We start from the raw sequence: 26,306 nt of genomic DNA, 5'->3' as shown, positions 1-26,306 counted from the left end.
CCTACCTGTCCAGACTGTTCTCGACGACTGCGACCCCCTCAAGCCCTGCGAGCGCGTCGAGGACTTCCCGCAGGTGCTCGGGACCACTGCCCGCGAGCCCGACCGTGACCGGGACCCGGTTCGGGTCGTCCGTCACCCTGCGGTTCGCGCGTTCGACCGTATCGAGTGCTGCGCCCTGTTCCTCGACCAGCTCGGTGACCGCTCCGAGCGCGGTCGGCCAGCCGCGGAGTTCGAGCCGCGCATCGACGTAGCGACCAAGCTCGTGGAGGCCGGTCCGGGTCACCTCGGCGTGCTCGGTCAGGTCCACGTTCCCGCCGGAGACGATGGCCGCGACGTGTTCATCCTGGACGTCGACCCCCCCGGAGAGGAGTGCGGCGACTGGCGCTGCTCCCGCAGTCTCGGCGACCGTCTTCGCCCGCTCTGCAAGGAGCGTCGAGGCCACGGTCAGTTCCCGGTCACTCACGGAGACCACGTCGTCGACGCGCTCGCGGATGACCGCGAACGTCTGCTCCAGCAGCCGGGCGTCGGCGATGCCCTCGGCCACGGTGTCAACCTCGGAGAGCATGTGAATCTCGTCCTGTTCCATCGAGGGCTTCGCGTGGGCCGCGCCCTCGGGCTGGACGCCGACGACCCGGATATCGGGGTCGTGGGCCTTCAGAACCGTCGCGATGCCCGAGATGAGGCCGCCGCCGCCGATGGAGACGAGCACGGTGTCAAGGTCGGGAGCCTCGTCGAGAATCTCCAGTCCGACCGTCCCCTGTCCGGCGATGATGTCGGGGTCGTCGAAGGGATGGACGAACTCCAGCCCCTCCTCCTCGGCGAGTTCGAGCGCGTACTCGTAGGACCGCTCGTACTGTTCGCCCTCCACGACGACCTCGGCACCGTAGCCGCGGGTCGCGTCTATCTTGGCGGCCGGGGTGATCTCCGGGACGACGATGGTCGTCTCGATGCCGAGCAGCTGGCCTGCCAGCGCGACCCCCTGGGCGTGGTTGCCGGCACTGGAGGCGACCACACCTCGTTCCCGAACGTCTTCGGGGAGCTGTGCCATCGCGTTGTACGCCCCGCGAATCTTGAACGAGCCGGTGCGCTGCATGTTCTCCAGCTTGAGGTCGACGCGGGCTGCGCCGCAATGCTCCGCGATGGTCGTCGACCCATCGAGGGGCGTCTGGTGGACCACCTCGGCCAGTCGCTCGTTGGCCGCCTTGACATCAGCTTCGGTCACGACTTCGGATGCTGACGGGACGGTCTCGCTGTGTCCTTGCCCCTGCCCCTGACTCATGGCCGCGCCTCCGCGACCGACAGAATCGAGTTCGTGAGCACCTCGACGCCCATCTCCAGGCTGCGCTCGTCCACGTCGAAGGTGGGCGTGTGGTGGCTGGTCGGGTGGTCGGTACCGACGATGGAGTAGCACGCCAGCCCGCCCTCGTTCTGGACGCGCTCCATGAGGAACGTCGCGTCCTCGCTGGCACCGAAGTCGGCGGTCGGGAGGACGGTCTCAACGCCAGCGACCCCCTCTGCCACGTCCGCGACAACGTCCACGAGTTCGGGGTCGCTATCGGCCCGCGGGCTCTCGCTCACGATGTCGACGTCGGCCTCGCAGCCGTGCATCTCGGCGGCGGTCTCGAACTTCCGTCGGAGTTCGGCCTTCGCGTACTCCATCAGTTCGGTCGTCTCGCCGCGGGCCTCGGCGACGGCCTCGACGTCCTCGGCGATGATGTTGCTCGCGGTGCCACCCTCGACTCTGCCGACGTTGACGCGGGTCATCCCGTCGGAGTGGCGGGGGATACCGTAGACGTTCTCGATGGCCGTCCCGAGGGCCTGGATGGCGTTGTTCCCTTCCTCGGGTGCCTTGCCGGCGTGGGCCGACGTGCCCTCGATTTCGACGTCGACGTGGCACATCGCGAGCGGGCGCTCGATGCCGGCGACGACCTCGCCGGTCGGGTAGTCGAGCCCGACGTGGACCGCGAAGAGATAGTCGATGTCGTCGCAGTACTCGCTCTTCGCCATGGGAGCGCCACCGCCCGATACCTCCTCGGCGGGCTGGAAGAAGACCACGAGGCGGCCCGAGAAGTCGCTCTCCTTGATGGCCTCGAGGGTCGCGAGTCCCCACGTCATGTGAGAGTCGTGCCCGCAGGCGTGCATGGTCTCGCCGGTCTCGGACCGGAATCCTTCGTCTGCCGGGATATGCCCCCCGTCCTCGGATTCATCGATATACAGCCCGTCGATGTCGACGCGCAGGCCGACCGTCGGGCCCTCGCCGCGGTCGAGAACGGCGACCGCGCCCGTCTTCCCACCGCGGAGCTGTTCGAGGATATCGGGATCGGCCCCACGGTCGAGCGCACGCTGGTACCACGTCGTGAGCTCGTCCTCCGAGGGAACGGCCATCCGGTCCGCCGGGTCGTACGCCTCCTCGCCGACGGCGAGTTCGTCCACTCCGATGGCCTGAATCTCCTCGACGAGCCGGGCAGTCGTCCAGTACTCGCACCAGCCAGGCTCCGGGTAGCGGTGCAGGTCGCGGCGAAGCTCCGCTAGTCGTGCTCGCACAGCATCTGCCATGTGTTTACGTAACATCCTCCAGGCACTTAACGGTAAACGGTTTCCGTGGACAGCGGATACACAAAAGGACTAAGGTGTGGCCAGTCCATCGATTTCATAGCTGCGCGCCAGCCGAGGGTCTCGAGTTCTCGGGGCCATCGACCAGCCGCTGGCGCTACACCCACCACGCCACACCCACCCATGACAGAGACAGACGTCGTCGTCCTCCGCGAGGGGACGGAAGGGCTTTCGATGGAATCGTACGCAGACGCGCTCCGCGAGCGGCTTCCGGCCGACCGGACGGTCACGCTGGCGCGCACGCCGAAGCAGGAACGCGAGCTGATTCCGGACGCTCGCATCGTCACCGGCATCACCGTCGAGGAGGACCTCCTCGACCGTGCCGAAGGTCTCGAGTTGTTCGCGTGCACCTTCGCCGGCACCGACCACGTCCCCATGGACACGCTGGCAGAACACGGGGTCGCGGTCACCAACGCCGGCGGCATCCACGCCCCCGGTATCGCCGAGCAGGCCATCGGGAACATGCTGGTGTTCGCCCGCCGCCTCCACGAGGGCTGGCGGCGCAAGCAGCAATCGCAGTGGCGGCACTTCCAGTCCTCGGAGTTCACCGACAGCACGGTGACCGTCATCGGGCTGGGCTCGATCGGGCAGGCCGTCGTCCAGCGCCTGCAGGGGTTCGAGGTCGACACCATCGGCATCCGGTACACGCCCTCGAAGGGCGGCCCGACCGACGAGGTGCTCGGGTTCGACAGCGACGACGTCCACGACGCGCTCGCCCGGAGCGACTACGTGGTCGTCGCCTGCCCGCTGAACGACCTCACGCGGAACCTCATCGGCGAGGACGAGCTCGCGACGATGCAGACCGACGCCGTGCTCGTCAACACGGCCCGCGGCGGCATCGTCGACACCGACGCGCTGGTCGCCGCCCTGCGGTCGAACAAGATTCGCGGCGCGGCGGTCGACGTGACCGAGCCCGAGCCGCTCCCGGAAGACCACCCGCTCTGGGGGCTCGAGAACTGCCTCATCACCCCCCATACTGGAGGGCACACCCCGAAGCACTGGGACCGCCTCGCCGACATCGTCGCCGAGAACCTCGACCGCCTCGAGGAAGGTGAGGAACTCCAGAACCAGGTCCTCTCGCCCGAGTCGGGGTAAGCGATGGCGGCACAGGACCCGGCCGACGACCCACGGGCCGATTACGAGTACACCGGAGGCGAAATCGAACGACCAGGGCTCGTCGCCGACCTCGAAGACCGCGTCGAGGGCGACGTGCGCTTCGACGAGTACTCCCGCCAGCTGTACGCGACCGACGCCTCCGCCTACGAGGTGCTTCCAATCGGCGTGGTCATGCCGAAATCGACCGACGACGTGGCCAGTGTCGTCTCGTACTGTGCAGAGCGCGAGATTCCCGTGCTCCCCCGCGGTGGCGGGACCAGCCTCGCCGGACAGGCGGTCAACGAAGCGGTCGTGCTCGACCTCTCGCGGTACATGGACGTGGTCGAATCGGTCGATTCCAGCAGTAAAGAAGCGACCGCCCAGGCCGGCGCAATCCTCGCCGACCTGAACGCCGCCGCGGGCGAGCATGGCCTGAAATTCGGGCCGGACCCGGCCGCCGGCGACCGGAGCGTCCTGGGCGGGGCCATCGGGAACAACTCGACCGGCGCGCACTCGCTGGTGTACGGGAAGACCGACCACTACATCGAGGAGGCAGAAGTCGTCCTCGCGGACGGAACCGTCCACCACTTCGGCGAGGTCTCGGTCGACGAACTCCGGGCGAAGGCCGACCCCGATGCCGACGCTTGGGGGGAAGGCGGCCCGCCAAGTCCCCTCCTCCCGCGCATCTACGCGGAGGTCGTCCGGATTCTCGACGAGGACGCCGACGAGATAGACGCCCGTTACCCCGACCTGAAGCGGAACGTCTCGGGCTACAACCTCGACATGCTGGTCGACGAAGCTCGAGGAGAACGCCCGACTGCGGATGGATCGGGTATCGACCCCGACTGCGACCCCGGGAGCGTGAACCTCGCCCGCCTGCTGGCAGGAAGCGAGGGTACCCTCGCAGTCGTCACCGAGGCGACCGTGTCACTGGAACCGGTCCCGGAGACGAAGGCGGTCGCGCTGCTCACCTACGAGGACGTGTTCGACGCGGCAGCCGACGTGGCCCCGATACTCGACCACGAGCCGGCCGCGGTGGAACTCATCGACGACGTGCTCATCGACCTCGCGCTCGACACGGCGGAGTTCCACGACGTGGCTGCCTCGTTGCCCGACGGGACCCGAGGCGCGCTGCTCGTCGAGTTCTACGCCGACTCCGACGAACACGGCCGGCAGCAGGTCGCGGACCTGCTTGCGGCACGGGTCCCTGACGTGGAGCCGGAAGCGCGCCCCTCAGACGGTGTCGAGCAGGCAGCCGACGCTCGCGCTTTCGATGCGCTCGAAGCCCACGACGCAGAAGCGCGTGCCGGGCTGTGGAAGATGCGGAAGGCGGCCGCGCCCATCCTGCTCTCGCGGACGACCGACGAGAAGCACATCTCGTTCATCGAGGACTGCGCGATTCCCCCGGCACAGCTCCCCGGGTACGTCGAACGCTTCCGCGAAGTCATCGACGAACACGACGCGCGAACCAGTTTCTACGCCCACGCCGGGCCGGGCGTGTTGCACGTCCGTCCCCTGGTGAACACGAAGACCGTCGAGGGGCTGGACTCGTTCGAGACCATCGCCGACGAGATCACCGACTTCGTGGTCGAGGTCGGCGGCTCCGTCTCGGGCGAGCACGGCGACGGCCGCGCCCGGACCCAGTGGAACCGGAAGCTGTACGGCGACCGACTCTGGACGACGTTCCAGGACCTCAAGACCGCGTTCGACCCCGACTGGCTCCTGAACCCGGGGCAGGTCGTGGGAGTAGATAGCAACGGAACCCCCCCGCGAGCTCGGACCGCCAGCATGACCGAGAACCTCCGGTTCGACCCCGACTACGAGTTCGAGCCGGACTTCGAACCCGAGTTAGCGTGGGACACCGAGAATAGCTTCCAGGGGATGGCCGAACTCTGTCACGGCTGTGCCGGCTGCCGCGGCAAGCAGGACACCCGTGGCGGCGTGATGTGCCCGACCTACCGCGCCGCCGAGGAGGAGAGCCTCTCCACCCGCGGCCGGGCAAACATGCTCCGGCAGGCGATGAGCGGCGACCTCCCCGCGGACGCCGAGGACACCGAGTTCATGCGCGAGGCCATGGACCTCTGCGTCGGCTGCAAGGGCTGCAAGCACGACTGCCCGAGCGAGGTCGACATGGCGAAGCTAAAGGCCGAGGTCGAGCACGCCCACCACCAGCAAGGGGGTGCGAGCCTCCGGGACCGCCTGTTCGCCGAGGTCGACCGCCTCAACGCGCTCGGGTCGGCCCTGGCCCCGGTCTCGAACTGGGCGCAGAACGTGCCGGGTGCCGACCTCGTCGGCGAGAAAGTACTGGGAATCGCCAGCGAGCGCGACCTGCCGACGTTCCACCGGGAGTCACTCGAGGACTGGTTCGAAGCCCGGGGTGGCTGCCGCGTGCCGGAAGCCGAGGCGAGCCAGAAGGTGCTCCTGTTCCCCGACACCTACACGAACTACAACCACCCCGACGCCGGGAAGGCTGCAGTTCGCGTCCTGGAGGCGGCCCAGGTCCACGTCCAGATTCCGGACGACGTGACCTCGACCGGCCGACCCGCACACTCCAAGGGCTTCCTCGACCGCTCCCGCGAGCGCGCCGCGACGAACGTCGCCACACTCGCGCCGAAGATCGAAGACGGCTGGGACGTGGTTCTGGTCGAACCCTCTGACGCCGTGATGCTCCAGTCGGACTACCGCGACCTCCTCGGTGACGGCGACGCCGGGGTCTCCCCGGACGCGGTCGACTCCGTCGCGAACAACACCTACGGCATCATGGAGTACCTCGATTCGGAGCGACTCGTCGCGGACCTGTCGACCGAAGCCCCCGACGAGCACCTGACCTACCACGGCCACTGCCACCAGAAGGCGACGCGGAAGGACCACCACGCTGTGGGCGTCCTTCGACGTGCCGGATACGCGGTCGACCCACTCGATTCCGGCTGCTGTGGCATGGCCGGCAGCTTCGGCTACGAGGCCGAGCACTACTCGATGAGCGAGGCCATCGGCGATCTCCTCTTCGACCAGGTCGACGAGAGTGAGGGGGACACTGTCGTCGCACCCGGGGCGTCCTGTCGCACCCAGCTCGGCGACCGGGACGAGTCCGCGCCCGAGCCGCCACACCCCGTCGCGAAGCTGGCAGAGGCCCTCCAGCAGTAGCGAATTACCGTTCTCGAAAAATAATCCGACCCGGCCTCAGGGCCAGAGGCCGCGCGTCTCCTTCGCGCCGCCGATGCGGGAGAGCGCGACCGCGTAGGCCGCGTCGCGCCACGTCAGGTCGTCCGCCTCGACGTGCTCGCGGACCGCGTCCCAGGCGTCGAGCATCTCCTGTTCCAGTTCCTCGTGCACGCGGTCGAGCGACCACTGGCGGCGGTTGATGTCCTGCAGCCACTCGAAGTACGAGACAGTCACCCCGCCGGCGTTTGCGAGGATGTCCGGAATCACGGGAATCCCGCGCTCCTCGAGGATGGTGTCGGCAGCGAACGTCGTCGGCCCGTTCGCGCCCTCCACGACCATCTCTGCGGAGATATCGTCGACGTTGTCCGCGGTGATGACCTCGCCCACTGCGGCCGGGATGAGGATGTCCACGTCGAGTTCGAGCAGTTCCGCGTTCGTCATTGTCTGTGGCGCGTCGTAGCCCGAGACCATGCCGGGACGCTCGTCGTGGCCCTTCACGTCCTGCGTGTCGAGGCCGTCGGGGTCGTAGATCGCGCCGTCGACGTCCGAGACGGCGACGATGCTCGCGCCCCAGTCGTCCAGCAGCCGGGCGGCGTTCGCGCCGACCGAACCGAAGCCCTGGACCGCGACGGTCGTCTCCTCGATGTCCCAGTCGTAGTAGTCGATGGCCTCGCGCGTGACGATGGCGACGGACCGACCCGGTGCCTCCTCACGGCCGTAGGAGCCGCCGATGACCGGCGGTTTCCCGGTTACGACGCCGGGCGTGGTCTCGCCCTGTTGCATCGAGTAGGCGTCCATGAACCACGCCATCTCCTGCGGGCCGGTCCCCATGTCCGGCGCGGGGACGTCCTTCTTCGGGCCGACCACGTCGCGCAACTCCTCGGCGAAGCGCCGGGTGAGCCGTTCGCGCTCCTCCTCGGAGAGCGTCTTCGGGTCGACCGCGACGCCACCCTTGGCACCGCCGAACGGGAGGTCCATCACGGCGCACTTCCACGTCATCCACATCGACAGCCCGATGCACTCGTCGGCGGTCACCTCCGGGTGGAAGCGCAGGCCGCCCTTGTACGGCCCGCGCACGTCGTCGTGCTGGGCGCGGTACCCGGTGAATACCTCGAGTGAGCCGTCGTCGAGTCGAAGTGGGACCGAGACCTGCTGGACCTTCGTCGGGTGTTTCAGCCGCGTGACGACACCTGCGTCGACGTCGACGTGCGCGGCGGCTCGCTCCAGTTGCCGACGTGCCGTCGCCAGGGCGGACTCGGGCTCGGCCTCGCCGCCCGCCGCCTCCTCGTCGGTCGTTTTGGTCTCCGGCATGGTCAGGCTGTGAACAGTCGGCGCGGGAAGTCGGCCAGTGGCTCGGCCCCGTCCGAGGTGACGACGAACGTCTCGCTCAGCTCGACGCCGAAGTCGTCGAACCACAGCCCGGGGATGGTGTGGAAGGTCATGTTCTCCTCCAGCACCGTCTCGTCACCCGGGCGCAGGCTCGCGGTGTGCTCGCCCCAGTCCGGCGGGTAGCCCAGGCCCATGGAGTAGCCGATGCGGTCCTCCTTCTCGAGGTCGTACTTGGCGATGGTATCGCGCCAGGCCTTCTCGACCGACTCCGCGGTCACCCCGGGTTCGACCGCGTCCAGTGCGGCATTGATCCCCTCGACGACGATCTCTGCGCGCTCTTGCATCTCCTGCGGGGGCTCGCCAACGTACGTCGTCCGGGCGAGCGGGGAGTGATACCGGTGACGACAGCCAGACAGCTCGATGATGACCGGGTCGCCGTTGCGGAACTCCTCGTCGGTCCAGGTCAAGTGTGGCGTCCCGGTGTGGTCCCCAGACGGCATCAGCGGCACGATGGAGGGGTAGTCGCCGCCGTAGTCTTCGGTCCCGTCGATGAGCGCCGAGTAGATCGCCTCCGCGGCCTCGTACTCCGGGACACCCTCCTCGATGGCGTCGAGGCCGGCCTGCATCGCGTTCTCGGAGATGCGGGCCGCCTCGCGCATGTACTCGATCTCGGCGTCGGACTTCTTGATTCGGAGCCAGTTCACCAGCAGCGTGGTGTCCTCGAACTCCGCTTCGGGGAGGTTCTTCTGGAGCCGGGTGTACGACTTCGCGGTGAAGTAATACGCGTCCATCTCCAGCCCGATGCGCCCGTCGGCCACGCCGAGGTCGTCGAGGACGGTCGCGACGAAGTCCATCGGGTGCAGGTCGTAGGGCGACTGGACGTGGTCGTCGCTGTAGGGACGGATGCTCTCCTCGGAGAGCGTGGTCGTCGCACGACAGCCGTTCGCGTCCATGTCCCGACCGACCCAGACCGGCTCGTCCCGGTCCTGGGTGACCACGACGCCCTGGTGGACGTAGAACGACCACCCGTCGTACCCTGTGAGGTAGTTCATGTTGGCCGGGTCGCTCACGAACACCGCGTCCAGCCCCTCCTCTCTCATCCGCTCTTTCGTCCGGGCGATTCGACGGTCGTACTCACTGCTGTCGAATACGGCTCTGGGCATGCTAGCCTCTCACCCGAGTATTCGTAAATAGACTGTAAAAATTTTTTTATAGAAAAGATACACGTGCTGGACCTCGTCGCCCCCGGTTCGGTATCGCCGGGCGGGGTCCGTTCGACTGGTCATCGGTTTCTGGGAGGGAGGTTTTTCACGGCGATATCGAGAGGGGTCCCGGACTAGGAACAATACATCAGTAAATTAGGAACAAAGGGATAAATACTCATACATATTCGACAGTATGAGTTGGCCTGTTAGAGCCTGTGCAGGCGACCGAAGCAGTCTCGACCGTTCTGGACTCTACCGTTTTTGCCACGATATTCGGAACAGAGGCAGTAAAAGCCCGATTTCTGAACGGGCGGCGCCCGGGTCGTGGCCGCACTCCAGATAATACAATTGTGAATCAATAAACGACAGATATCTTTAACAAATATCGGAATATACAGAATAAATATCAATTTTTTACAAAGATATTAGTTATCCTTCCAGAATTACCTCGGTCTGGGACCCCCACCACAAGTTGGGGAGGCTTTTATGCCATCTCAATGAGAACTTCAATATTCATTCCTTGTTATTTTCTTCCTCCTCCGACATGGGTTCGCGCTAACCGCCGACTGGATGGTCGTCACCCAGAATGCCCCTCGCCCATCCCTGCTGGAAAACCGACCGAACCCCTCTGTATCATGTCGCCGAGGCAGTGATGTGTGGAGCGCGAGAGCGCCGCACCGGTAGTCTAACAACTGCTAGGTCCAGACGCGAGTCGGAGGGTCGACTTCGACCAGCAGTCGTCCGTCTCCCTGTCGGACAGCAGAAAAACACCGAAATCACCCGACGATTCGGTTCCTGGCTGCCTGTCAGGGAGTCTATTCGCACAATATCCGAATTGCTTGGATGCTCTCGGGAGGAGAGCACGAGAACCGCAGCGAGTCGCCAGCAGAGCTCGATTTCAGCGAGGGTGAACCCCGTGACGATAGACGCCTGCAGAAGGATGTAGCCCTCGAGTCCTCGCTGGATTATCGGCGCGTCCATCCTCCGACAATCGGTATGGCTTGGAAGCACCGGTAGAACAAAGACGCCTGCGACGAAAGACGATGGTACTACCGCGCATACGGCTGGCGGTGTCTTCGCCGCGACAGACGCGGCTCTGGAGAGCAGCCCTGCCCCGTATGTCGGCATCGAGGACACCTACACATGACTAAAGTAAGCACCCAGATCGTTCGCACCCTGGAAGACCTGGACGTGGAGTACCTGTTCGGCTACCCCGGTGGCCGCGCCATCGAACTGCTGGAAGAACTCGCCCACTCGGACATCGAAGTGGTTCGCCCGCGCGACGAGCGCGAGGCGAGCGTGATGGCAGAGATGTACGGCCGCTACCACCAGCAGCCCGGTGTCCTCACCGGACAGGGGCCGTGGATCGGCAGCCTCGGTGCCATCGGCCAGATGGAAGCCCGTCTCGGCTCCTCGCCGATGGTCGCCATCACCGAGGCCTCCGAGCGCGGTGACTACTCCACGCTGGCGCCGTACCAGCAGGCCCGCGGCGACTACGGCGGGTTCTCCCTGCCGAAGATTCTCGACGGTATCACCAAGGAGTGGTGGTTCCCACGCACCGCGAACGAGACGCTGCGCAGCCTCCAGCTCTCGTTCAAGCACGCGACCGCCGGGCGTCCCGGGCCGACCGCGGTCATCCTCGACGGCGATGCCGTCACCGACGAAGTTCCGACCGACGACGTACCCCCTGTCTGGTCGCCGGACCGACAGACCAAGAACTGGGAGTCCGGCCCGACCGACGCCGACGTGACTGCCGCCGCCGACGCACTCACGAATGCAGATCGGCCGGTCATCATCGCCGGGAACGGGGTCCACGTCTCGCAGTGCTACGACGAACTCCAGGCCGTCGCGGAGGCGTACGACGCGGTCGTCACCACGTCGTACCTTGGCAAGTCGACCATCCCCGAAACCCACGAACGCGCAGCCGGTGTCATCGGCTCCTTCGGTCACGAAGGCGCGAACCAGGTCGTCTCCGAGGCCGACACACTGCTCGTGGTCGGCTGCCGTATGAACCCGATGGACACCAACTGGCAGGCAGAATCGTTCATCCGCCCGGACGAGCAGACCATCATCCACGCCGACATCGACACCCGAAACGCTGGCTGGGTGTACCCCGCAGACGTCGGCCTCATCGGTGATGCCGGGAACTCGCTGGCTGCGCTGGTGACGGCCAGCGGGGGAGAGAACGGCTGGGCACTCGACCGCGCCGCCGAGGCCCGCGAGGACTTCCACGTCCCCGAGTGCGACTCGGACCAGACGCCAATCCTGCCCCAGCGCGCCGTGCAGGCCATCTCGGACGTCGTCGACGAGGACACCATCGTCACGGCCGACTCCGGCAACAACCGCTTCTGGCTGCTGAACTACCTCCAGACGCCCGGGGTCCGGACCTACTTCGGGTCTGGCGGCGTCGGCGGGATGGGGTGGGCGACCCCAGCAGCCGTCTCGGCAGCCATCACGACCGACAAGGACGTCATCGGGGTCGCTGGTGACGGCGGGTTCACCATGACGATGACCTCCGTCGAGACCGCGGTCGAGTACGGCGTCGCCCCGACGTTCGTCGTGCTCAACGACACGAGTCTGGGGATGGTCCGCCAGATGGACGACTCCATCCCGGGCGTCGAGTTCCACGACACCGACTTCGCCACGGTCGTCGAGGGCTTCGGTGCCGACGGGGTTCGCGTGACCGACCCCGACGAACTCGACGACCGGCTCGCCGAGGCGAAGGCCTCGGACGTTCCGACCGTCCTCGACGTGCGCATCGACCGCGAGCCCGACATGGTCGAGACGTTGCAGTCCTCGTTCTACGCCGAGGTGGGCGGTCTGCACGAGTAACTGCAGTAGCCAATAACTGCAGGAACCGCAGGCAGCACAACGCTTTTGACGAATTCCCGCGTGTATCGAACAGATGGTAGAAACCGAGACGGTACTCGTTACCGGTGGCACCGGCTTCATCGGCTCCTACGTCGCCAAGTCGTTCGTCGAAGACGGCCACGACGTGGTCGCCTACGACCTTTCGACCGACGACCGCATCCTGGCGAAGCTCGACATCGCGGACGACGTCGAGATCCGCCGCGGCGACGTGACCGACCCGACCGACGTGGTGAACGCGGTCGCCGAGACCGGTGCGACCCGCATCGTCCACCTCGCTGCATTGCTCACGAACACGGCCGAGTCCAATCCGCGCGCCGCTCTGAAGGTGAACGTGGAAGGAACGAGCAACATCTTCGAGGCGGCCCGAACACTCGACGACCAGGTCGAACGCGTGGCCTGGGCGTCCTCGGCCGCAGTGTACGCGCCGCCGGCGAACTACGACGATGGCGGCGACTGGTGGGTCACCGAGGACGACCTCGTCTACCCGGACACCCTTTACGGCGCGACCAAGGAATACAACGAACACCAGGCACGCGTCTACAACGAGGAGTACGGGGTCGACCACGTCGCTATCCGGCCAACCGTCGCCTACGGCCCGTACCGCGAAACGGGCGGAAGCGCATTCCTCGCGAACATCATCGAGAAGCCCGCCCTGGGCGAATCCTTCTCGGTGGAGTACGGCGACCAGGAGATCGACTGGCAGCACGTCGAGGACATCGCGCAGGCGTTCCGCCTCGCCGCGTTCACCCCCGAGGAAGACCTCAGTCAACGCATCTACAACGTCCGCGGGGAACTCGCGTCTATTCGCGAGGCCGCCGAGACCGTCGAGGACATCATGCCCGACGCGGACATCACGGTCTCCGACGAGGGCGAACTCCCCTGGACCCAGCGCCTCGACATGACCGCCTTCCAGGAGGACACCGGCTACGAGGTGCAGTACGACCTCGAATCCGGCTTCCGCAAGTACATCCAGGTGCTGCGCGAAGAGGCCGGCCTCGACCCGCTCTGAACCGTTCGAAAAGGACGGTTTTACGGTTCGGTTCTGCAGCTCAGTTCTGCGTCTGGCTGTACTCGGCCACCCACTCTTTCAGGGTGATGCCCATCGCTGACTGGGTGATGGCGTTCGAGGACGCCGAGTTCGCGCTCTTGACCAGCTCGGCTTCCAGGGTGCGGGTCGGGACTTCCCCGAGGAAGTGCGGGATGGCCCGCTGGACCGAGAGCGGGACACCCACCTCGTGGGCGAGGGCGTACCCCGAAATCGAGTGCGGAATCTCCTCGCTCGCGTAGTGTTCCCTGTCAGGCTCGTCGAGCAGTTCGGCATCGACGAAGTCGACGTACTCGTAGCACTTCCCGACGTCGTGGAGCAGACATGCCGCCACGATGACGTCGAGGTCTGGGTCGGCACCGTGGAACTCGCGCTGGATCTCGGCGGACTCGATGGCGATCTTCGTCACCCCGCGGACGTGTTCCACGTTCGTGACCTCGTGGATGTTCCAGGCGTACGGGATATCCTCGATGTCCTGCCAGCCGCCGCGTTCCAGCCCGAGAACCCAGGCCTCGACGACCTGCTCTCGTAGGTCATCGTCCTCGATACGGTCGAGTTCCGGATACGCCTCCCTGACCTGTGTCTCGTAGTCCGCGTCGGCCATCTCAGTAGCCATCGCGGTCGCCGACCTCGTTCTTCCAGACCTTCTCCTCCCCGATGAAGCGCGGGCGCTCCGAGACGGCGAGGAAGTTGTTCACGTCCTCACGGGCGGCCGCGGCGACCTCTCGGGTGGGGTCGTAGTCCCGCGAGCCCTCGCTCCCGAGTGCCTCGTGGAGGTCGTCCAGCGTCTCGAAGTACAGTTCGGCGACGCCGTCGAACTCGGCGTTCTCCGGGTCCGTCGGATAGACGGTCTGGTACCGCACCACGCCTTCGATATCCTTGGCGAGGGGCGAATGGTTGTTCTCCCAGTACTCGCGGAACTCCTCGTGGCTCATCCCATCCTTTCGGACGAGGAATGCCGAGTGCTTGTAGAGGCCCTCGGTGTCGCCGGCCACCTCGTCCTTCCACACCTTCTCCTCCCCGATGAAGCGCGGTCGCTCGTCGACGGCGAGGAAGTTGTTGACGTCCTCGCGAGCCTTCGCGGCGACCTCGCGGGTCGGGTCGTAATCCCGCGAGCCCTCGCTCCCGAGTGCCTCGTGGAGGTCGTCCAGCGTCTCGAAGTAGAGCTCCGCCAGTCCGTCGAACTCAGCGTTCTCCGGGTCGGTCGGGTACACCGTCTGGTAGCGGACGACGCCCTCGATGTCCTTGGCGAGGGGCGAGTGATTGTTCTGCCAGTACTCCACGAACTCCTCGTGCGAGAGGTCGTCCTGTCGGACGAGCAACGCGACGTGCTTGAACATACACGCTGTTCATCGACCACCGCGGACATAAATCATCGGAAACTCTCAAAATGGCGGTTGGGCCAGTCTCGACCCACGGACCAGAATCGCGGTCGGCAGGGGGTGCTGTCGGTACCAGCGCTCCTCACGTCGAGTCCGAGTACCGCAGGCTGATGTGTATCTCGTCGAGTGCCGCCAGAAGCTTGTCCGGCAGCTCGTCTTCGAGGAGCGAGTCCTTGACCCGGTTCGCAGGGCCCGAGATACTGATCGCGCCGATCGGATACCCATCCTCGTCGCGGATCGGTGCCCCGATGGCGTTGAGCCCCGTGATGGACTCGCCGATGTTGAACGCGTAGCCCCGCTCCCTGATGGCTTCGAGTTCCTCGCGCAGTTCATCGGGCGACGTGATGGTGTTCTCCGTCGTCTCGTCGAGCCCTCGGCGTTCGATGATGGCTTCGAGTTCCTCGTCGGGAAGGTACGCGAGAATCGACTTCCCCGCCGCCAACTGGTGAAGGTACCGACGCTGGCCGACCTTCGCGGAGGTCTCCAGCGGGTTCTCGCCGTGTGCTTTGTAGAGGTGGACACTGAAGTCGCCCTCCTTCGCGATGAGCCAGACCTTCTCACCGGTCTCCTCCGCGAGCCGGTCGACGTACTTCCGGCCGACGTCGAAGAACTCGACGTGTTCGCGGGACCGATGGCCGAAGTCCAGAAAGCGCAACCCCAGCGAGAACGTCCCGTCGCTTTCGTCGCGCACCACGAGGTCGTTCGCTTCGAGGGTCAACAGGTGCCTGTGGATGGTACTGCGCGCGATGTCGAGAGTCTCGGTCAGGTCGGCCAGCGTCTGCCTGGGCTGGGCCTTGAGCGATTCGAGGATACGGATAGAGGATTCGGTCGTCGTGACCGTTCGATTCAGCCGGTCGTCCTGTGCCATACCCGGGTAGACGGCGGCTGGTGATTTAGTTCTTGGCGGACCCCGGCGTGCGTGACCGTACTCGTGCCCCCGGCGCGAGATTTACTCCAGGTCGAGCGAGTAGAGTCGCTTTCGGGCGTCACGGAAGCAGTGGCGGGACTCGAGGTGGCCGTCCTGTTCGAGTGTGTTGACCGCGTACCGGACCGTCCTGACCGGCAAGAGCGTCTCATCGACGAGCCGTTGCTGGCTCAACTCGCCGTTGACGTCGAGTACCTTCGCCACGAACTTGACGCTCGGTGGATACTCGGTGAGTGCCTCTGCAGCCTGTTCCCAGGCCTCCGTCGTCCGCTGTGCGTTACAAGCCATCGCTGCTGTCGAAAGCTACTCGATAATTACTAATAATCGTTGTGGTCAAACGGGATATCGCCACTCGCCAGCTCCGTCGACCGTCCGGGGCATGGTGGTCTTGTTGTCCCCTATACTTGGATTGCAGGTTGTTCGACCAATCGCGGCTATTTCGTTCCACTTCGTCCGAAACGAACGTGAGAACCGGCTATCTGTCGGCTCGAGTCCTCGTTCGCCTATCGCTCACACGTCGACTCGCGGTTTTCTGCCGTAGGACCCTCGTTGGCACCTGTTCTACACCGGTTCACCGGGTTCCGTGCTGTAAGGCTGGGTCGGAATGAATCACGGTACCGGCATCCTGACTGCCCCTGGAAATAAATCCGAGTTTCTTGGATACACTGGACGTCGTTCATTCGGTGAGCTGCTGGATTCGACGAGACGGGTTCAATGGACGGTGGTGCCAGAGTGGTGTTACAAAGCTATCCGCGTAACGGCATCTCCTCCTTGTCAGTATCGATACTGTCACTCATGGATAATGAGTGACCATAGAGAGACTGAAATAGAGCCCACACGTTCCACCAAGAATTTAGCTATAAACTATGTTTTTATTTTCGTAATAGAGTTATTTCTGTATTGCTCGGTTTCAGAAAACTCTAAAGACATTATTAGCCTGTTTCCAATAATATTCTGTTACTCGAAACTACGTAAAGATTTAATTGACTGCTGTCTCGACGTTCCAGTACCGCGACCATTCGGCACACGAGCCATTACTCATCTCTGAGAGAGATCAGGGCGACATTTCGGGGGGTACCGACGGGAATCAGGCCTCGGTTTAAATCCGCTGTTGGCGAAGTTCTTCCATGAGATTCCTCGTTGCCATGGACGGTTCCGACGCGGCGGAGAACGCACTCACCTACGCGGCAGAGATCGGTACCGCGATGGACGGGTCGATTACGGTCGTACACGCCGTGAACCCTGCAGTCTACGACACCGGTGGAAAGGAACCCATCTCGACGCTGTCGGACGCCAACCGGCGGCTCATCATCGAGCGGATCGAGGCCGCAGAAGACCGCGGGCAACAGTACCTCTCCAGGGCGACCCAGCTGGCCGAAGAACTCGGTGCAAGCATCGAGACGGAGCTGGTCTACGGCGATCCGGTCGAAGCGATAACCGACTTCGCGGAGACCGCGAACTTCGACGCGATATTCGTCGGCCACCGGGGACGTTCCGGGCGAACCGACCTGATGCTCGGAAGCGTCGCGAAGCAGATCGTCGAACGGGCGACGGTTCCGGTCACCGTCGTCCGGTGAATCTGCACAGCCCGTTCGTGCAAGGCACGCTGGGCGGGGGCGAACACCGCCCGTGCGTCGAGTAACCAGAACATGACCGCGAACACGAGCCCGGCGGCGAGGAAGCCGACTAGCGTGGCCCGGGCCGATGAATCCAACGGGATCTCGGCTGGGCCACACCGGTCCGTCGACCGTCAGCGGTCAGTCAGCGCTCTGGGGTTGTGCCTCCGGAGAGACTGCACCCAATACCGTCTCGCGCGCGTCACTCAGGAGCCGCACGAACGCGTCCCGCCGGGAGACGAACAGCAGCGTCGCGAGGACGGCGTAGACTCCCGTGAACGCCAGCAGCAGTTCGTAGCTCGTCACCGGGAGGGCGACGAGGTCCCGGATGATGAGGTACTCGGCCGCCACCTGGCTGACGAACAGGACGAACAGCGCGACGGCCTCACGGATGGAGAACTCGAAGTTCACGACGAGCGAGAGCGCGAACAGCGACTGCGCCGCGGTCAGCCAGATCTCGGCGGACTGCTTCTGGTCGAACATGAGCGCCCCGTACTCACCCAGGGCGACCGAGTGGACGATGGCGAGCGTCCCGATGAGGAGCGTCCACTGGTTCAACTTCGAGGAGACGAGTGCATTGAACCCTGCCGTCGACCGTGACTTCATCACGAGGACGGCGACGACGACCAGCTCCGGGGACTCCGAGGCGAGCGGTGCGATCCACTGGATCATGAAGAACGACGGGATGCCCAGCGAGGTCCCGAGCCCCTCGAGCCCGTGTGCGAACGGCTCGACCGCGGTGAAGATTATCAGCCCCGAAAAGGCGAAGAGACCGATGACGGTGAGAGCCCGGAACGGGTTCGGAATCTCCTGGAGTGCGGCGGGCACCCCGACGTGCTCCTCGTCACCCTCGTCGGCGTCCCCGCGAAGGATGACCGCGAGGTACAGGACGTAGAGTCCGACGAGCATCACCACGTCGAGGATGTCGATACCGCCGCCGAGCGGGACCGCGAACGCCCAGACGGTTGCGGCGAGCAAGAACGCGACCTCGACCGTGATGTCGCGGTCGATCGTCACCACGTCCGCGAGGAAGCCATCGCGCTTCTCGACCGCGGTATCCGTGGCAGCGCCGGCTCGCAGTATCGTGAACAGGGCGATACCGGCCCAGCCGACGCCGATGAGGATGCGGTTCGCGCCGGTCATGTTGGCGACCGCGAGGTTCCCCGCCTCGATGCCCCGCTCGGTCCCGGCGAACTGCCCGGCGTTCCACGCGTACAGCGCGTCGACCGCGTACTCGGGAGCGACCGCGAGCACCGCGAGGACGGCGATAGCGAACGCCCGAGGGACGTCCTTCTCGGCGGTCTCGGCACCCCAGGTGAGGAGGAAGGACGCACCGAGGATGCCGATACCGCTGATTCCAACCGTCGCGAGCGTCGACAGTCCGTGCATCGCGCCGAACGCCCAGCCACCGAGCCACGGCAGTGTCAACGCGGTCGCCACGACGAGCGCGAACAGTACTTTCCAGTTCAGGTGAGAAGACACCCTATCAGAACCCTGCATTAGTTCATCTGGAACGACGAGGGTGTGTCTGAAAAACCACAAGATGTACCTGAAACAGCTGTTTTCGAGGGGTAGAAGCGTTCTCCCGCGAGAAACCTCGATTCAGCAGTCTTTCGCGGATTCGTCTCTCAGAAGCCCTCTACGCCCCGAATACGGCATTTTCGGCGATATCGAGCCTCGTTCCCTATGGAGTCGGTGCGACTAATCGACTCACTCCTCTCGAATCTCGGCCTTCGGCACGCTCCGCTTGACGCTCTCGATACCGCGCTTCGCTCCCTGTTTCGAGGAGTAGCCTTCACCGCTGTCGGCGATGATGTTCCCGTTGGTCGCGACGAGTCGCCAGCGCCACTCCGAGGCGCTATCCCGGTACAGTTCGAAGACTGGTTTCGCAGGCATACGTTCGGGTTCACCTGTTGGATAGTTAGCTGTTCCGTCGACGTTACCGCCTCGCAGCACTGGTGAGAAGTCGGACCGGTCACCAGTCGAACTGCTCGTGGAGCTGACAGCCCTCCTCGTTCAGCACCGGACCGACGACCTCGGTGACGCCATCGAGCACATCGGCCGACCGGACCGCCGGAGCATCGGCGGTGTACTCCGCGAGGTCCTCGCTACTGACGCTGTAGACGACGCGGCCGAACCCGGCGTACGCCATCCCACCCGAGCACATCGGGCACGGCTCCGTGCTCGTGTACATGACCGTCTCGGCGCGCTGGGTCGGGGAGAGTTCGCGGCAGGCGCGCTGGGCGAGGTGCAGTTCGGGATGTCGCCGGATGTCGTCTTCCGTGAGCACCCGGTTCGACTCGCGCATCACCACCTCGTCGTCGCGAACGAGGACCGACCCGAACGGGCGGTCCCCGCGCTCGACCGCGTCTCTGGCCAGTCCGATAGCCTCCGCCATATGCGCCTCGTGGTCGAAGTCGTCGAAGCTCGAAGTGGGCATGTCTGGGCAGACCCGGAGCGATGGCATCAATCTAGGGAATCGGTGCCCGAGAGGGCCGGTATTTTTCACCCACTGGCCCAATTTGCTAACAGATGACACACAGCCCGGGCGTCGTGGGGGAGTCCACAGCCCTCCGTATCGCTGCCAGTCTCACGGACAGCCAGCGGTCGGCACTGCTCGGCGCTGCGAGCGAGACCGCCCAGTCCGCCCCCGTGATAGCGACCGGCCCGACCGGAATCGAGAGAATCGAACCACTCGTGCTGGCAACCCTCGACGGGCGAACCGCGGTCTTCACAGCCGGGACGGGCCCGGTCGTTCGCGAGGCAGTTGCCCTGCTCGACGAGGGGACACTCCCGGTCGACGGCAGCGACTTCGTCGTCGACCATGGCGAGACGCCGGAGACACTCCCTCTCCCAGCGGACGGACCCCTCGCCGTCGGCCGGCGCGAGCTACTCGGCCCGTGCGGGTGGGTCGACCCTGTTGCACCCCACGATTATGAGTTCGTCTCGACGAGCCAGGACGCCGGCGACGTACTGGACATCGGTCTCCTCGGCCGTGGCCGGGGTGACGCGACCGCGGACGCCCCGGTGGCTGCCGCGTGGGAACAGGCACGGGAAGCCGACGGTGACCCGGTCATCGTCGTCAACGCACACGAGGTCGACCATCGGCCGCGAGCCGACCGGACACTGCTCGAAAGTACGCCGCTCGCGGTCATCGACGGGGCAGTCGCCGTCGCCAGGTACGTCGACGCCAGCGACCTGGTCGTCTACCTCACCGAGGCGGACGAGCACCTCCGGACCCGGCTGCACGAGGCGCTCGATGCCAGCGCCGACGACCTGTCCATCGTCCCGGAGGTCGTCGTCGGCCCGGACGAGTACCGGGCCGGCGCGCCGACGACCGCACTCGAGGCGATGGAGGGCGCAGATCGCCTCGAACCGCGGCTTCAGCCGCCCCCTCCCTCGGAGTACGGACTCCACGGGCGACCGACCGTGATACACACACCGCGGACTGTCGCACAGGTCCGTCGTGCCCTGCTCGAACCGACCGCGTTCGACCCGGACGCCGCCGACCCTGGGTCGCGGCTGGTGACGGTGTGTGGCGACGTGGCCGCGCCCGCGACCGTCGAACTCCCGCCGGGCGGGAGTCTCGAGACGGTTCGCGACGCCGTCGAACCGACCGCGGGGTTCGGATTCGCCTGCGTCGGCGGGGTACTCGGTGGGTTCACCAGGGACCTCTCCGTCGCCCCGACGTCACAGGCACTCGCGTCCGCCTCGCTCGGCACCGACGGCGTCGTCGAGTTCCTGGCCGAAGCAACCTGCGTCGTCGCCACGGCCTGCGACAGGGCGCGGTTCGCGGCCGAGGAGAACAGCGGTCGGTGTGTGCCGGGCCGGGAGGGAACGACCCAGCTCACCGACCTGCTTCGCGGGGTGTACGAGGGGCGCTTCGACCCGGAGACGATCCGCGAGCTCGGGCGCGTGATGCGTCGGTCCGCGAACTGCCAGATCGGCCGACAGGCACCCCGGCCCGCAATCACTGCGATGGACGAGTTCGGCGCGGCGTTCCGGGCCCACGCCGAGGGCCGCTGTCCAGCTGGAAGCTGTACCTTCAGACAATGAGTACGCACGATTCACCCGACGACGACCCAGTCCCCCGCGTCCCCGACGTGGCGAATCCCGGGCACGAGACGCCCGTGACGGAGACGTTCGACACCGGTACCGCGAACGACCCACCCGTCGGGACGCCGGGCGAGGAGCCGACGACGCTCACGGTCGACGGCGAGACGGTGACGGTCCCAGCCGGGTCGACCATCATCGACGCACTGGAGCGCGTGGACGACGACACCGTGACCGTCTCCGGCGGCTGTGGTGGCCTCGACGACGGTGGGACCGGACTGGCCACCGATTCAGACGTGGCGGCCCTGTGTTACTACGACCGGGATGGCGACGCCAGCGACGAAATCGGTCCCCGGAGCGAGTGCCGGACCTGCATGGTCGAGACGAGAGAACACGGGCTGGTGCCGTCGTGTTCGTTCCCGGCCGAGGACGGACTGACCGTCTCGGTCGACGCCCCCGATGCCGCCGAAGCCCGGTCGGTCAACCTCGACCTCGTCCTCTCGAACCACAACCTGCGGTGCACGACCTGCAACGGGAACGGGCGCTGTGAACTCCAGGAAACTGCCATCGAACAGGACGTGGACCACCCGCGCTACGGTGTCTTCGACGAACGCGACCAGTACGAACCCATCGATGACACCTCCTCGTTCATCCAGATAGACCGCAACAAGTGCATCCTCTGCAACCGCTGTGTCGACGCCTGTAACGACGTGCAGGTCGAGGGAGTCCTCCGGATGGAGGGCAGTGGGTCGGACACCCACATCGGCTTCCAGAGCGACGCGGAGACGATGGCCGACTCGGAGTGCGTCTCCTGTGGCCACTGTGCGACCGTCTGCCCGACGGGGTCGCTCACCGAGAAGGGCATCGGCTCCGCGACTGCGCTTCCGATTCCGGGGTTCAACCAGCGGACCTCGGTCGGTCGGGTCCTCGAACACGAGGACGTCGAGACGTTAGACGAGACGACGGCTCCGAACCGGTCGTTCCGGCGCTCGGACGACGACACCAGTGACGAGGGGCCGGAAATGCGCGGACTGGCCGGGCGCGTTCAGAAGGCGCGAACCCAGGCACAGGGCCTCATCTCGGCGGCTGCCGAGCGGGCACTCCAGGCCGGGGAGCACACCGCCGAGACGGTCGCTGCGGAACTCGTGCCCGAGGGGATGCTGTTCGACGTCTCTAAGCGCCTGAGCGACGTTCGAAAGCGCAGCATCGACACTGCAGAGACGACCTGCGGGTTCTGTTCCGTCGGCTGTCGGTTCGAGATGCTCGGCAAGGACGATGAGGTCCTCGGCGTCGACCCGGTCACGGAGCCCACGAACGCCCCCGCGAACGACTTCTCGACCTGCGTGAAGGGGAAATTCGGGCACGAGTTCGCCAACAGCAAGAAGCGTCTCACGCAACCCTTGCGGCGGACCGACGAGGGCGACCTCGAACCGGTGTCGTGGGACGAGGCGCTGGATTACGTCGCCGAGCGCCTGTCGGCCATCCAGCGCGAACACGGTGTCGACACCGTGTCCTGTCTCGCCTCCTCGAAGGGGAGCAACGAGGAAGCGTACCTCGTCCAGAAGTTCGCCCGGCAGGTGCTGGGCACCAAGAATATCGACAACTGCGCCCGGCTCTGTCACGCCTCGACGGTCGCGGCGCTCCAGCAGACCGTCGGCTTCGGCGCGATGAGCAACCGCATCAACGAGGACGTGGGCGAGGCGGACGCCTACCTCCTGACGGGGTCGAACACGACCGAATCCCATCCGGTGCTGGCGACGCGAATCAAACAGAACGTCCGCGACGGTGCCGACCTCGTGGTGTTCGACCCGCGGAAGATCGGTATCGCCGAGCACGCCGACCAGTTCACCCGGGTGAAGCCGGGGTACGACACGGCCTGGATCAACGGTCTCATCCGCTACATCGTCGAACACGACCTGCACGACACCGAGTTCATCGAGCGCAACACCCGGAACTTCGAGGCAGTCGTCGAGAAGGTCGAGCCCTTCACCCCCGAGAAGGTCGAGGAACTGACCGAGGTGCCACCGGCGGACCTCGCCAGCGCGGCCGAGACGCTGGCGGCCGCCGACACCGTCGTCTTCGGCTGGGCGATGGGGATGACCCAGTCCAGCCACGGCACCCAGAACGTCATCGCGCTGGCCGACCTCGCACTGGCGCTCGGGCAGGTCGGCAAGCGGGGTGCCGGGCTCTCACCGTTCCGCGGGCAGAACAACGTCCAGGGTGGCGGTGGCGACATGGGCACGCTCCCGAACTGCCTGCCGGGGTACCAGGACCTCGCGGACCCAGCCGTGCTTGACAAGTTCGAAGACTCGTGGGGTGAGCGTCCGCCGGACGAACCGGGCCTGAAAGTCCCGCAGATGTTCGACGAGATCCACGAGGGGAACCTCCGTGGGATGTACATCGTCGGCGAGAACCCCGCGCTCTCCGAACCGGACATCCAGCACGCTGCCGAGGCGCTGGATGAGCTCGAGTTCCTCGTCGTGCAGGACATCTTCCTCACCGAGACCGCGGAGTACGCCGACGTTATCCTCCCGGCCGCGACGTCGCCGGAGAAGCACGGGACGTTCACCAACACCGAGCGCCGCATCCAGCGGGTTCGGCCCGTGGCCGAGCCGCCGGGGAAGGCCCGCCAGGACTGGGAGATAACGCAGGCGCTGGCGAGGCGTCTCGGGTACGACTGGGACTACGACCATCCGCGTGCGGTGATGGCCGAAATCAACGGTCTCGTCCCCATCTACGGCGGCGTTACCTACGAGCGTCTCGAGGAGGGCGACCAGCACGGCTTGCAGTGGCCGTGCTGGGACACGGACCACCCCGGCACCCCGTACCTCTACGACTACGAGGACGGCGAGTTCAATTTCGACGACGGCAAGGCCCGCTTCGTCCCCGCGGACGTCCAGCGCCCCGGCGAGGAGACGGACGAGGAGTTCCCGCTCACACTCACCACGGGGCGGGTGCTGTACCACTGGCACACCGGCCAGCTGACCCGCCGCGTCGAGGGACTCATGAGCCACGTCGGCGAGAGCTTCGTCGAGGTCCATCCCGACACCGCGGCCGAACTCGGTATCGCGGACGAGGAGTACGTCCGGGTGGAGTCGCGGCGGGGCGACATCGTCGTCAAGGTGCAGGTCACCGACCGGGTCGGTCCGGGCACGCTGTTCATCCCGATGCACTTCGCCGCCGGGGCGGTCAACAAGCTCACCCAGGAGTCCTTCGACCCGCAGGCGGGCATCCCCGAGTACAAGGTGTCGAGCGTCCGCGTCGAACCGCTCGGCCCGGAGACAGACGAAGCGGTGCTCCGGACCCCGGACGCCGGAAAACGGTAAACGACCGAACTCGGTCGGTCACCAGCCGAGAATCCGGTATCGCTCCGCCAACGTCTCCGCGAGCCGTCGTTCGACCGCCGTGAAACCCAGTCGCCCGAGGACGAGCCCGTACACCGCGAAGCCGAGGACGGTTCCGAGAACCGGCCCGGTCCAGCCAGGGAGCGTCGCCCCGGCGACGACTGCCACGGCGACGAACGGGACCGCCGCGACGAGCGGTTTCGCGTGCAGTGTCGTGAACGGTTGCAGGCCTTCGAGTCGGTAGAGTACCGCGACTTCCAGCCCGTTGTTGATCGTCAGCATCAGGAAGTAGCTCGCGACGAGACCCTCAAGGCCGTAGGCGCTGGTGAGGGGGATCGCCGTGACTGTCAGGAACGCGGTTATGAACACGTTAACCGCGAGCAGGGCTCGCTGGTTGTCCGTCATCGCGAGCAGGATACCCACGCTCCCGGCTGCACAGGCCCCGAACTGCGCGAGAACGAACCACGGGAGGAGCGGCGCGTACTGGACGTACGTCGGCCCGAACAGTGCGAGGACGGACTCGCGGTAGACGATGACGGGAACCGAGAGCCCGGTCACCGCCACCAGGACCAGCCGGCTCGTGACGTGGTACAGTCGCGAGAGCGACTCGCGGTGGCCGTCTTCGTTCAGGGCGGCCGCGACCGGCGGGATGAACTGGTTGATACCCATCAGGGGCAGCCGGACGAGCGACCCGAGGAGGACACCGATGGCGAAGACGCCCCCCGCGACGTTCGAGAGGAAGACCACGATGAGCGGGTAGAACCCGAGCCGCTGGATGGTCGTCGCGATGCCACCCACGAACAGGGGCAGCGTGTACGAGAGATACCGTCGCCAGAGCACCTCCTCGCCGGGGCTTCGGAGTCTGAACCGGAGTCCGCGTTCCGTGACCAGCCAGGCCGCGGCCGTGGTTCCCGTGAGCGCCATCACGCCGACGACGCCGACCGCGACGACTGCGAGGTCGTCGAAGACGACCACCCCCGCCACCGCCACGAGGAGCTGTCCGACGGGGAAGCCGATTCGAAGCGTGAGGTTGAGCGGGACGACCTCCTCCAGCCCCCGAAGCGCCTCGCTGACGGTGAACAGCCAGACTGTCGCCGGGAGGCCAAGCGCGAACAGTCGCAGAAGGCCCCGGAAGTCGGCGCCCCTGCCTGTCAGGTCTGCAATCGTCGGGGCCGTGACGTACAGGACGACCCCGAACACCGACGCGACCGCGAACAGCAGAACGCTCGCGAACGTGACGAGGGCGTCGCGTTCCTCGGAAGACTCCGCGTTCGGGAGGAAACGGCTCAGCCCGCTCCGGAACCCCAGCGCGACGTGCAACAGGAACCGTTGGAGGCGTCTCGCGAGGGCGAACAACCCGTACGCGTTCGCCGAGAACCCGTTCGTGAGAACCGCAGTGAACGCGACCGAGAGACCGCGTTCGAGCAGGATACTCGGGATGGAGACCGTCGCGCCATGCGCGACCCGCTCCAGCGCGTCCGCGAGCCGGGCCTCGACCGCCTCGTCCGCGTCCGGAGCATCCCCGGCAGCAGCGCTCTCGGGACCGTCTGTGGCTGTCTCATCCCGTCCGGCATCAGCTGCAATCGACTGGTCAGCTGCCGGAGCCACGAGTAGTGCTCACCACGCAGTCGGTGAGACTCTGGTGACGCTAAAACGCGTGGATTTC

The 26,306-nt window shown here is 65.8% G+C and carries 19 protein-coding genes; 7 read left to right on the top strand and 12 right to left on the bottom strand.

All coding sequences use genetic code 11. The annotated features are described in order from the left end of the window. Position 1 precedes the first annotated feature (1 nt). Both ilvA and ACSC1S_RS19080 read right to left on the bottom strand, forming a co-directional pair. On the bottom strand, positions 2 to 1,279 hold the full coding sequence (gene ilvA / locus ACSC1S_RS19085; protein ID WP_435365682.1) for a threonine ammonia-lyase: 1,278 nt from the start codon (positions 1,277 to 1,279) through the stop codon (positions 2 to 4). Continuing rightward, positions 1,276 to 2,556, bottom strand: coding sequence for an amidohydrolase (locus tag ACSC1S_RS19080; protein ID WP_435365681.1), 1,281 nt, complete (start codon positions 2,554 to 2,556; stop codon positions 1,276 to 1,278). Before ACSC1S_RS19080 ends, ilvA begins: the two co-directional genes overlap by 4 nt. Before the next feature lie 180 nt (positions 2,557 to 2,736). On the opposite strand from ACSC1S_RS19080, the gene ACSC1S_RS19075 reads away from it, so the two are divergent. Then, a complete protein-coding gene (locus ACSC1S_RS19075) occupies positions 2,737 to 3,708 on the top strand; it encodes an NAD(P)-dependent oxidoreductase (protein ID WP_435365680.1) in 972 nt (323 codons plus the stop codon). Positions 3,709 to 3,711: 3 nt separating this feature from the next. Further along, positions 3,712 to 6,852, top strand: a complete 3,141-nt coding sequence (locus ACSC1S_RS19070; RefSeq protein ID WP_435365679.1) for an FAD-binding and (Fe-S)-binding domain-containing protein — start codon at positions 3,712 to 3,714, stop codon at positions 6,850 to 6,852. A 36-nt stretch (positions 6,853 to 6,888) separates the two neighbouring features. On the opposite strand, the gene gdhB is transcribed toward ACSC1S_RS19070, so the two are convergent. Both gdhB and ACSC1S_RS19060 read right to left on the bottom strand, forming a co-directional pair. Beyond that, the gene (gdhB, locus tag ACSC1S_RS19065) at positions 6,889 to 8,181 is read right to left on the bottom strand and encodes a glutamate dehydrogenase GdhB (RefSeq protein ID WP_435365678.1); all 1,293 of its coding nucleotides are present in this window, start codon (positions 8,179 to 8,181) and stop codon (positions 6,889 to 6,891) included. A gap of 2 nt (positions 8,182 to 8,183) precedes the next feature. Continuing rightward, positions 8,184 to 9,362, bottom strand: coding sequence for a M24 family metallopeptidase (locus tag ACSC1S_RS19060; RefSeq protein WP_435320691.1), 1,179 nt, complete (start codon positions 9,360 to 9,362; stop codon positions 8,184 to 8,186). A gap of 1,185 nt (positions 9,363 to 10,547) precedes the next feature. Here ACSC1S_RS19060 and ACSC1S_RS19055 point away from each other — a divergent pair. Both ACSC1S_RS19055 and ACSC1S_RS19050 read left to right on the top strand, forming a co-directional pair. Further along, complete coding sequence (locus ACSC1S_RS19055) at positions 10,548 to 12,236, top strand: thiamine pyrophosphate-binding protein (protein WP_435365677.1); 1,689 nt, start codon at positions 10,548 to 10,550, stop codon at positions 12,234 to 12,236. 73 nt (positions 12,237 to 12,309) lie between these two features. Further along, the gene (locus ACSC1S_RS19050) at positions 12,310 to 13,284 is read left to right on the top strand and encodes an NAD-dependent epimerase/dehydratase family protein (protein WP_435365676.1); all 975 of its coding nucleotides are present in this window, start codon (positions 12,310 to 12,312) and stop codon (positions 13,282 to 13,284) included. 40 nt (positions 13,285 to 13,324) lie between these two features. On the opposite strand, the gene ACSC1S_RS19045 is transcribed toward ACSC1S_RS19050, so the two are convergent. The 4 genes from ACSC1S_RS19045 to ACSC1S_RS19030 form a co-directional block, all read right to left on the bottom strand. Then, the gene (locus ACSC1S_RS19045; protein ID WP_435365675.1) at positions 13,325 to 13,936 is read right to left on the bottom strand and encodes an HD domain-containing protein; all 612 of its coding nucleotides are present in this window, start codon (positions 13,934 to 13,936) and stop codon (positions 13,325 to 13,327) included. Beyond that, positions 13,926 to 14,660 carry an EthD domain-containing protein gene (locus ACSC1S_RS19040; protein WP_435365674.1) on the bottom strand — a complete coding sequence of 245 codons (735 nt, stop codon included), beginning with the start codon at positions 14,658 to 14,660 and terminating at the stop codon, positions 13,926 to 13,928. Before ACSC1S_RS19040 ends, ACSC1S_RS19045 begins: the two co-directional genes overlap by 11 nt. A gap of 124 nt (positions 14,661 to 14,784) precedes the next feature. Next, on the bottom strand, positions 14,785 to 15,570 hold the full coding sequence (locus ACSC1S_RS19035; protein WP_435320686.1) for an IclR family transcriptional regulator: 786 nt from the start codon (positions 15,568 to 15,570) through the stop codon (positions 14,785 to 14,787). A gap of 81 nt (positions 15,571 to 15,651) precedes the next feature. Continuing rightward, positions 15,652 to 15,915, bottom strand: coding sequence for an ArsR family transcriptional regulator (locus tag ACSC1S_RS19030; protein ID WP_435365673.1), 264 nt, complete (start codon positions 15,913 to 15,915; stop codon positions 15,652 to 15,654). 839 nt (positions 15,916 to 16,754) lie between these two features. On the opposite strand from ACSC1S_RS19030, the gene ACSC1S_RS19025 reads away from it, so the two are divergent. Continuing rightward, positions 16,755 to 17,204, top strand: a complete 450-nt coding sequence (locus tag ACSC1S_RS19025; protein ID WP_435365672.1) for a universal stress protein — start codon at positions 16,755 to 16,757, stop codon at positions 17,202 to 17,204. Positions 17,205 to 17,384: 180 nt separating this feature from the next. Here ACSC1S_RS19025 and ACSC1S_RS19020 read toward each other — a convergent pair whose 3' ends face one another. The 3 genes from ACSC1S_RS19020 to ACSC1S_RS19010 form a co-directional block, all read right to left on the bottom strand. Then, positions 17,385 to 18,743: a calcium:cation antiporter family protein gene (locus ACSC1S_RS19020; RefSeq protein ID WP_435365671.1), complete on the bottom strand. Its 1,359-nt coding sequence runs from the start codon at positions 18,741 to 18,743 to the stop codon at positions 17,385 to 17,387. Positions 18,744 to 18,953: 210 nt separating this feature from the next. Continuing rightward, a complete protein-coding gene (locus tag ACSC1S_RS19015) occupies positions 18,954 to 19,139 on the bottom strand; it encodes an HVO_2922 family protein (protein ID WP_435320682.1) in 186 nt (61 codons plus the stop codon). Positions 19,140 to 19,218: 79 nt separating this feature from the next. Further along, the gene (locus tag ACSC1S_RS19010) at positions 19,219 to 19,683 is read right to left on the bottom strand and encodes a nucleoside deaminase (RefSeq protein WP_435365670.1); all 465 of its coding nucleotides are present in this window, start codon (positions 19,681 to 19,683) and stop codon (positions 19,219 to 19,221) included. A gap of 92 nt (positions 19,684 to 19,775) precedes the next feature. On the opposite strand from ACSC1S_RS19010, the gene ACSC1S_RS19005 reads away from it, so the two are divergent. Then, complete coding sequence (locus ACSC1S_RS19005; RefSeq protein WP_435365669.1) at positions 19,776 to 21,299, top strand: NADH-ubiquinone oxidoreductase-F iron-sulfur binding region domain-containing protein; 1,524 nt, start codon at positions 19,776 to 19,778, stop codon at positions 21,297 to 21,299. Further along, positions 21,296 to 24,622, top strand: coding sequence for a formate dehydrogenase subunit alpha (gene fdhF / locus ACSC1S_RS19000; RefSeq protein ID WP_435365668.1), 3,327 nt, complete (start codon positions 21,296 to 21,298; stop codon positions 24,620 to 24,622). The genes ACSC1S_RS19005 and fdhF overlap by 4 nt, the downstream gene beginning before the upstream one ends. An 18-nt stretch (positions 24,623 to 24,640) precedes the next feature. On the opposite strand, the gene ACSC1S_RS18995 is transcribed toward fdhF, so the two are convergent. Beyond that, on the bottom strand, positions 24,641 to 26,248 hold the full coding sequence (locus ACSC1S_RS18995; protein ID WP_435365667.1) for a lipopolysaccharide biosynthesis protein: 1,608 nt from the start codon (positions 26,246 to 26,248) through the stop codon (positions 24,641 to 24,643). Positions 26,249 to 26,306 lie beyond the last annotated feature (58 nt).

The sequence above is a fragment of the Haloarchaeobius pelagicus genome, assembly GCF_051207375.1.
Taxonomy (GTDB): domain Archaea; phylum Halobacteriota; class Halobacteria; order Halobacteriales; family Natrialbaceae; genus Haloarchaeobius.
This window is presented reverse-complemented; position numbering and strand designations above follow the sequence as displayed.

Bases quoted from the DNA above. Each gene is read 5' to 3' on its own strand.
- ACSC1S_RS19005 (WP_435365669.1), top strand. From the start codon at position 19,776: ATGACACACAGCCCGGGCGTCGTGGGGGAGTCCACAGCCCTCCGTATC.
- ACSC1S_RS19055 (WP_435365677.1), top strand. From the start codon at position 10,548: ATGACTAAAGTAAGCACCCAGATCGTTCGCACCCTGGAAGACCTGGAC.
- ACSC1S_RS19020 (WP_435365671.1), bottom strand. From the start codon at position 18,743: ATGCAGGGTTCTGATAGGGTGTCTTCTCACCTGAACTGGAAAGTACTG.
- ACSC1S_RS19070 (WP_435365679.1), top strand. From the start codon at position 3,712: ATGGCGGCACAGGACCCGGCCGACGACCCACGGGCCGATTACGAGTAC.
- ACSC1S_RS19015 (WP_435320682.1), bottom strand. From the start codon at position 19,139: ATGCCTGCGAAACCAGTCTTCGAACTGTACCGGGATAGCGCCTCGGAG.
- ACSC1S_RS19075 (WP_435365680.1), top strand. From the start codon at position 2,737: ATGACAGAGACAGACGTCGTCGTCCTCCGCGAGGGGACGGAAGGGCTT.
- ACSC1S_RS19025 (WP_435365672.1), top strand. From the start codon at position 16,755: ATGAGATTCCTCGTTGCCATGGACGGTTCCGACGCGGCGGAGAACGCA.
- ACSC1S_RS19060 (WP_435320691.1), bottom strand. From the start codon at position 9,362: ATGCCCAGAGCCGTATTCGACAGCAGTGAGTACGACCGTCGAATCGCC.
- ACSC1S_RS19040 (WP_435365674.1), bottom strand. From the start codon at position 14,660: ATGTTCAAGCACGTCGCGTTGCTCGTCCGACAGGACGACCTCTCGCAC.
- ACSC1S_RS19080 (WP_435365681.1), bottom strand. From the start codon at position 2,556: ATGGCAGATGCTGTGCGAGCACGACTAGCGGAGCTTCGCCGCGACCTG.
- fdhF (WP_435365668.1), top strand. From the start codon at position 21,296: ATGAGTACGCACGATTCACCCGACGACGACCCAGTCCCCCGCGTCCCC.
- ACSC1S_RS19030 (WP_435365673.1), bottom strand. From the start codon at position 15,915: ATGGCTTGTAACGCACAGCGGACGACGGAGGCCTGGGAACAGGCTGCA.
- gdhB (WP_435365678.1), bottom strand. From the start codon at position 8,181: ATGCCGGAGACCAAAACGACCGACGAGGAGGCGGCGGGCGGCGAGGCC.
- ilvA (WP_435365682.1), bottom strand. From the start codon at position 1,279: ATGAGTCAGGGGCAGGGGCAAGGACACAGCGAGACCGTCCCGTCAGCA.
- ACSC1S_RS19010 (WP_435365670.1), bottom strand. From the start codon at position 19,683: ATGCCCACTTCGAGCTTCGACGACTTCGACCACGAGGCGCATATGGCG.
- ACSC1S_RS19050 (WP_435365676.1), top strand. From the start codon at position 12,310: ATGGTAGAAACCGAGACGGTACTCGTTACCGGTGGCACCGGCTTCATC.
- ACSC1S_RS19045 (WP_435365675.1), bottom strand. From the start codon at position 13,936: ATGGCTACTGAGATGGCCGACGCGGACTACGAGACACAGGTCAGGGAG.
- ACSC1S_RS19035 (WP_435320686.1), bottom strand. From the start codon at position 15,570: ATGGCACAGGACGACCGGCTGAATCGAACGGTCACGACGACCGAATCC.